Raw genomic sequence first — 6328 nt, 5'->3', positions numbered from 1 at the left:
GCGCTCAATAGCATCGTCGAGCGGGTGAACCATATCTCGAAACTGGTGACCGACATTGCCGAGGGCGCGGTGGAGCAATCCACCGGCCTGGGCGAGATCAACACCGGCGTGGTGCAGCTGGATCAGGTGACCCAGCAGAACGCGGCGATGGTGGAACAGGCGACGGCAGCGGGTCACATGCTGAACAGCGACGCGACCAAGCTGGCCGAACTGGTGGCCCACTTCAAGATCTCGGGCGGCGGCGGCATCACGCAGCTGAGCGCCCCGAAAGCCGCCCCGAGTGCCCCGACGGCCCATGGCGACGACGACTGGGATTTCAGCGACGTCACCCCGGCCGCCGCAACCGGCACCGACGGAAACGCTGCCCTGGACAAATGGGAAGAGTTCTAGGCCCCCGAGCCGGACAAAGCCAATATCCTGTTGGTCGGCACCACACCCCAATGCACGGCATGATGATCTGATGAATTCAAGGATCTTCGTTGCTTGTAAAGGGTTGTGGTGCTACCTGCATGCTCGACGCTTGGTTTAGCCGGAATGGAGTTTCCAATGGCCGCAGATTACATAGTAAAAGACATCGCACTGGCCGGGTTTGGCCGCAAGGAACTGGACATCGCCGAGACCGAAATGCCGGGCCTAATGGCCCTTCGGGAAGAATACGGTGAAAGCAAGCCCCTGCAAGGCGCGCGCATCGTCGGCTCGCTGCACATGACCATCCAGACCGCCGTGCTGATCGAAACCCTGGTGGCGCTGGGTGCGGATGTCCGCTGGGCCTCCTGCAACATCTTCTCCACCCAGGACCACGCGGCGGCGGCCATCGCCGAGGCGGGCATTCCGGTCTTCGCCATCAAGGGCCAGACCCTGGAAGAGCATTGGGATTACCTCGACAAGAGCTTCATGTTCGCCGAGGGCGCCAACATGATCCTCGACGATGGTGGCGATGCCACGCTTTACGTCCTGCTGGGCGCACGCGCCGAAGCCGGTGAAGACATCATCCCGGTGCCCACCTCCGAAGAGGAAGAGGTGATCAAGGCGCAGATCAAGAAGCGCATGGCGCAATCCCCCGGCTGGTTCACCAAGACCCGCGACGCGATCAAGGGCGTCTCGGAAGAGACCACCACCGGCGTCAACCGGCTGTATCAGCTGGTCAAGGACGGCCAGCTGCCCTTCCCGGCGATCAACGTCAATGACTCCGTCACCAAGTCGAAGTTCGACAACAAGTATGGCTGCAAGGAAAGCCTGGTCGACGGCATCCGCCGCGCCACCGACACCATGATGGCCGGCAAGGTCGCCGTGGTCTGCGGCTATGGCGACGTGGGCAAAGGCTCTGCTGCCTCCCTGCGTGGTGCGGGTGCCCGCGTGAAGGTGACCGAAGCCGACCCGATCTGCGCCCTGCAGGCGGCCATGGACGGGTTTGAAGTGACCCTGCTGGAAGACGAAGTTGCATCCGCGGATATCTTCATCACCACCACCGGCAACAAGGACGTGATCCGCATCGAGCACATGCGCGAGATGAAGGACATGGCCATCGTCGGCAACATCGGCCACTTCGACAACGAGATCCAGGTCGCTGCGCTGAAGAACCACAAGTGGACCAACATCAAGGAACAGGTGGACATGATCGAGATGCCCTCGGGCAACCGTCTGATCCTCTTGTCCGAAGGCCGCCTGTTGAACCTCGGCAACGCGACCGGCCACCCTTCGTTCGTGATGTCGGCCTCCTTCACCAACCAGGTCCTGGCCCAGATCGAGCTGTGGACCCGGGGCGAGACCTACAAGAACGACGTCTACATCCTGCCCAAGCATCTGGATGAGAAGGTCGCGCGCCTGCACCTGGGCCGCATCGGCGTCAAGCTGACCCAGCTCAGCCCGGAACAGGCCGCCTATATCGGCGTCAGCCCCGAAGGCCCGTTCAAGCCGGAACACTACCGCTACTGAGCGAAGCACCTCAAAGACAAGACATCGAAGCCCCCGCCTATTCGCGGGGGCTTTTCCGTTCCGGCTGCTGCCTGCGCTGCGACTCGCGATCTGCCACCGCGAATAGGTGCAAAAGGATAGGTGACCGCACAAACGAGATGCCAGCTACCCTTTGTGTCCGTTCGTCCTGCAAATGGAGAGGCCCGGTGACCGATTGCCCAAGGCCCCTCAGATTGACTCGTATCCGATTAAATTCAAATTTAGCTTAAGTCGAATTTGGGAAGAGTTTTAGGTGGTTACCAGCCAAGTGAAGGGACGTGAAGCATGAAGAAGACCCTGCTCCCACAGAGAAAAAAGGCACCGCGTCAGGAGAAGATCCTGACCGAGATTGACCGCCTGGTCTGCTGGAAAAAACTGGCGCGCTGTGCCGAACCCTGCCTTGAGGAAGGATCGCAGATGGCCCTGGTAAAGCGCAGTTCGCTGGAATCTCTCATTCGCGTGGCGGTGCTGGATCGTTGCTTTGGCATCGGGCCTGCGGATATTGCGGCGATGCCGAAGAAGCGCGGCGCTCAGGCTACCCCCGGGCAGGAAGAGCTGGATCGGTTCTTCCAGATGATCAGTCGCTGCAGCCTGCGCGGGCGCATCATGCGGGAACTGGACGCGCAGCTGACCAAGGTGGGTGTCAGCCTCAGCAAGCAGGCGATCAACGCGCTTTTGTAAGAAGCGGGTTTTGTCGATCCGGGACGACTCTTGCCTATTTCGCCGCCAAAGGGCATGGGCGCTATACATTTCACTCTCCATGCCCTATACGCAGCCCCTTGTCGGCACATGCGCCTGTTGCGCCCGCTCTTTTGGAAAAAGCAGACCTTCCTTTGAAACAGACACTCGCTGTGGCGCTGGAGCGCCGTGGATATGAAACCCTTACCCCCGTCCAGGACGCCGTCACCGATCCGGAGCTGGCGCACTGCGATCTTCTGGTGTCCGCCCAGACCGGGTCGGGCAAGACCGTGGGCTTTGGCCTTGCCATTGCAGATACCATTCTGGGGGATGAGGACCATTTTGCCCCCGCGGCCCTGCCCCTGGCATTGGTGATCGCTCCCACGCGCGAATTGGCGCTGCAGGTCAAACGGGAACTGAGCTGGCTCTACGCTGAGGCCGGCGCCAAACTGGCCTCCTGTGTCGGCGGCATGGATATGCGCGATGAACGTCGCGCGCTGGAGCGCGGCGCGCATATTGTCGTGGCAACGCCGGGACGGCTGCGCGACCATATCATGCGCGGCTCCATCGATCTGTCCGATCTGCGCGCTGTGGTGCTGGACGAGGCTGACGAGATGCTGGACCTTGGGTTCCGCGAGGATCTGGAGTTTATCCTGGGTGAAGCCCCGGAAGAGCGCCAGACGCTGCTGTTTTCCGCCACCGTGCCGCGCGCGATTGCAGAGCTTGCCAAGAACTACCAGCGTGATGCCAAGCGGATCTCGACCGTTGCCGAGACCTCCCAGCACAGCGATATCGACTACCACGCCATGGCGGTGGCGCCGCGCGATGATGAAAATGCGATCATCAACGTGCTGCGCTACTACGAGGCGCCCAATGCCATCGTCTTTGGCAACACCCGCGCGATGGTGAACCGGCTGGTGACGCGTCTGTCGAACCGTGGGTTTTCGGTCGTGGCCCTGTCCGGCGAGTTGTCCCAGGCCGAACGCAGCCATGCGCTGCAAGCCATGCGCGACGGGCGCGCCCGTGTCTGCGTGGCCACCGATGTGGCGGCGCGCGGGATCGATCTGCCCAACCTCGAACTTGTTGTGCACGCCGAACTGCCATCCAGCCACGAAACTCTGTTGCACCGCTCGGGCCGCACGGGCCGCGCCGGGCGCAAGGGCGTCAGCGCGCTGATCGTGCCCCCCAAGGCGCGCAAGAAGGCCGAGCGTCTTTTGAAGATGGCCAAGCTGCAGGTCAACTGGGGCAACGCGCCCTCGGCCGAGGACGTCACCGCCCGCGACCACGAACGCATGCTGGCTGATCCGATCTGGCAGGATCCTATTGCTGACAGTGAGCAGCCGATGGTTGCCACGCTGAGCGAGACCTTCACGGCAGAGCAGCTGGCCGCCGCCTATCTGCGCCTGTGGCGCAGCGCGCGCTCGGCCCCGGAAGAGCTGTCAGAGGCAGATGCCAAGCCGGAGCCCCGCGCGCCCTTTGGGCCCAGCGTCTGGTTCTCGATCGCGATCGGTCGCAATGGCGGCGCCGATCCCCGCCGTCTGCTGCCGATGCTGTGTCGGGCCGGGGATATCACCAAGTCGGAAATCGGTGCCATCCGCATCCAGCAGGACGAAACCTTCGCCGAAATCAAGGAGAGCAGCGCAGCCGGTTTCCTGGCCGCTTTGGGCGCCGAGATGGTGCTGGATGACGGCACGCGCCTGACCCAGTTGGACAAGGCCCCCGATCTGCCTGCCGGGCGCCCCTCCGGTCCGCGCAAACCTGGCCGTGGCAAGCCTGCCGGTCCGGGTGGAAAACGCCCGCATCGCGGTCAGGACCGCTCGTTTGATCGCCCCGACAGCGATCGCAAGCCACGGGCCCCGCGACCGGACAGGGCCGATGGGGCCAAACCTGCGCGCCGCGAGAAGCCGAAAGACACTCCGCCCCGCGAACCCAATGCGGTTGTGACCCCGCGCAAGAAGCCCGCTGCCAAACCAGGCACCAAACCCGGTGCCGGAGATGCCAGCAAGAGCCTGCGCAGAAAAGACGCTGGCAAAGCCGCGACCGGCGACCGGCGTCCCAAGGGCCCGCCGCCCCCGAAGGGCAAACCCAACAGCAAGAAGAACAAGGCCCGCGCGGCCCAGGCCAAGGCGGCAAAAACCGGCAAGGGCGGTTTTGATAAACCACGGCGGCCCAAAAGCTGATCCTGCGATCACCTGAGCTACATGAACGGCAGAGGTCAGGCGCCTGACGACAAGGAGCCTGACCCGAGGGCGGAGAGCGATCTCCGTCACACCGTTTCTATGTCGGGCCGTTTCTATGTCGGGCTGTGCCTGTGTCAGGCAGATGAGCGCGAACGCATGGCGCGAAACAGGAACATCAGGATCAAAGACAGGAAAAACAATCCAAAGATGTCTCCGATCAAATAGGCGAAATACTCCTTCGGTGCGTTTCCGAAGACCAGGTTGCTCAGCACCGATGACACGATGGAAATCAGGAACCCCACGGTCATAATGCTGGCCCAGCGGGGTTTACGCCCGGATGCTGGCGACAGATCCCATCCCAGGATCTTCACCAGATGGAAAACTGCCGGGGGTACCAGGACCGCGATCAGGATCGCCGCGATCCGGTGGCACTCGAATACGCCCATACCCGCGAAGGAAACGAAGACCAGGAAGACGCCGGGAAACAGCGCAATGCTCGCACGCCAACCCAACAGCCAGCTCGCCAGGACTTTCACGCCGTGAGGCAGGAACAGAAGGCTCGCGTCTCCGCCGATGCCTGGGAAAAAGCTCTTCTGAATGGGCATCAGAATCTCAAAGGCGGCGTAACTCGCAACCAGGTAGCACAGGGACACCACGATTGTTTCTGTTGCCAGAGCTTTCAATTCCCGTCCCCACCATACTCCCTGAAAGACCCCTTTCTACTTGGGTGCCTTTACAAGGTATCTTCCCCGGCTCGTGCTGCCGCTTTGTTCCAGATATCCCTTACCGACAAGCGACTTCAAAGCTCTGAAGAACGTCGGACGCGACATGCTTGCGACAATGGCATGCTCCCGGATCCGGTTGGTTCGCACCCCGTCGGATGTATCCGGGCAATCGCTCGCCGCATAGTATACATCCCGTTCAACCGTGGATAGCTCCTGCAGCCCCATGGCATGTTCCATGTCGAGCATCAGTTTACGCAACTCTGTCAGTTTGGATATGTTAGACATGACGTCCTTTATCAACAGGTTTCCTCATAATTGTGACACCTTACACGAAAGAAAAGTTCAAGTGAAACACGAATTGGTATCATGTTGACACAATGTTCCTATACGATAGTATAATTTTCGTTCGGCAGCTCTTTTCGAACCGTGAGTGGTGGCCGCCGTGCATCATTTCAGTACCAAACATTTTCAGGCGCGGTGCCCTTTGGCACCGCGCTTTCTATGACCACGGTATGATGGATTGCAGGCGCTTTTCACCCCACAGGCACGGCCATGGGCGATCCGAAGCGTAATCGGAAATCGATTTCTCCTTGCGCGGTCTGATACGAAGGTCTAAATCGACAGCCGCATCCTCCTGGCTTGCCTTCGGAGGACGCATCTTCGGCCAGTACCAGGCCCAAGACCGCAAAGGTTGCCGCTGTAGCTCAGCTGGTAGAGCACGTCATTCGTAATGATGGGGTCGTAGGTTCGAGTCCTATCAGCGGCACCACCTTTCTTTGAACAGAGATCAAA

Annotated in this window: 5 protein-coding genes, 1 tRNA gene and 1 pseudogene; 5 read left to right on the top strand and 2 right to left on the bottom strand. The window is 61.0% G+C overall.

The window, feature by feature from the left end; genetic code table 11:
- From PXK01_RS16510 to PXK01_RS16495, 4 genes and pseudogenes are all read left to right on the top strand, one after another.
- A pseudogene (locus PXK01_RS16510) lies at positions 1-390 on the top strand (methyl-accepting chemotaxis protein); the annotation flags it as partial.
- Between the two features lie 156 nt (positions 391-546).
- Positions 547-1935, top strand: a complete 1389-nt coding sequence (gene ahcY, locus PXK01_RS16505) for an adenosylhomocysteinase (protein ID WP_274849772.1) — start codon at positions 547-549, stop codon at positions 1933-1935.
- Positions 1936-2238: 303 nt separating this feature from the next.
- On the top strand, positions 2239-2634 hold the full coding sequence (locus PXK01_RS16500) for a hypothetical protein (protein WP_274849771.1): 396 nt from the start codon (positions 2239-2241) through the stop codon (positions 2632-2634).
- Positions 2635-2786: 152 nt separating this feature from the next.
- Positions 2787-4811, top strand: a complete 2025-nt coding sequence (locus PXK01_RS16495) for a DEAD/DEAH box helicase (RefSeq protein WP_274860919.1) — start codon at positions 2787-2789, stop codon at positions 4809-4811.
- Positions 4812-4945: 134 nt separating this feature from the next.
- Here the strand turns inward: PXK01_RS16495 and PXK01_RS16490 are convergent, their stop codons facing one another.
- A complete protein-coding gene (locus tag PXK01_RS16490) occupies positions 4946-5416 on the bottom strand; it encodes a hypothetical protein (protein ID WP_274849769.1) in 471 nt (156 codons plus the stop codon).
- Between the two features lie 114 nt (positions 5417-5530).
- Positions 5531-5821 (bottom strand): hypothetical protein, encoded by a 291-nt coding sequence (locus PXK01_RS16485; RefSeq protein WP_274860918.1) that lies wholly within the window; start codon positions 5819-5821, stop codon positions 5531-5533.
- A 408-nt stretch (positions 5822-6229) separates the two neighbouring features.
- Between PXK01_RS16485 and PXK01_RS16480 the strand changes: the two genes are divergently transcribed.
- Positions 6230-6305: transfer RNA gene (locus PXK01_RS16480), tRNA-Thr, on the top strand.
- Positions 6306-6328: the final 23 nt, after the last annotated feature.

Source organism: Phaeobacter sp. PT47_59 (assembly GCF_028890025.1).
Taxonomy (GTDB): domain Bacteria; phylum Pseudomonadota; class Alphaproteobacteria; order Rhodobacterales; family Rhodobacteraceae; genus Phycobacter.
Note: the sequence above shows the minus strand (reverse complement) of the source record. Positions and strands in the feature narration are given on the sequence as shown.

What these genes read in the sequence shown, in the direction of transcription:
- PXK01_RS16500 (WP_274849771.1), top strand. Translation starts at nt 2,239, where the DNA reads ATGAAGAAGACCCTGCTCCCACAGAGAAAAAAGGCACCGCGTCAGGAG.
- PXK01_RS16490 (WP_274849769.1), bottom strand. Translation starts at nt 5,416, where the DNA reads ATGCCCATTCAGAAGAGCTTTTTCCCAGGCATCGGCGGAGACGCGAGC.
- PXK01_RS16485 (WP_274860918.1), bottom strand. Translation starts at nt 5,821, where the DNA reads ATGTCTAACATATCCAAACTGACAGAGTTGCGTAAACTGATGCTCGAC.
- ahcY (WP_274849772.1), top strand. Translation starts at nt 547, where the DNA reads ATGGCCGCAGATTACATAGTAAAAGACATCGCACTGGCCGGGTTTGGC.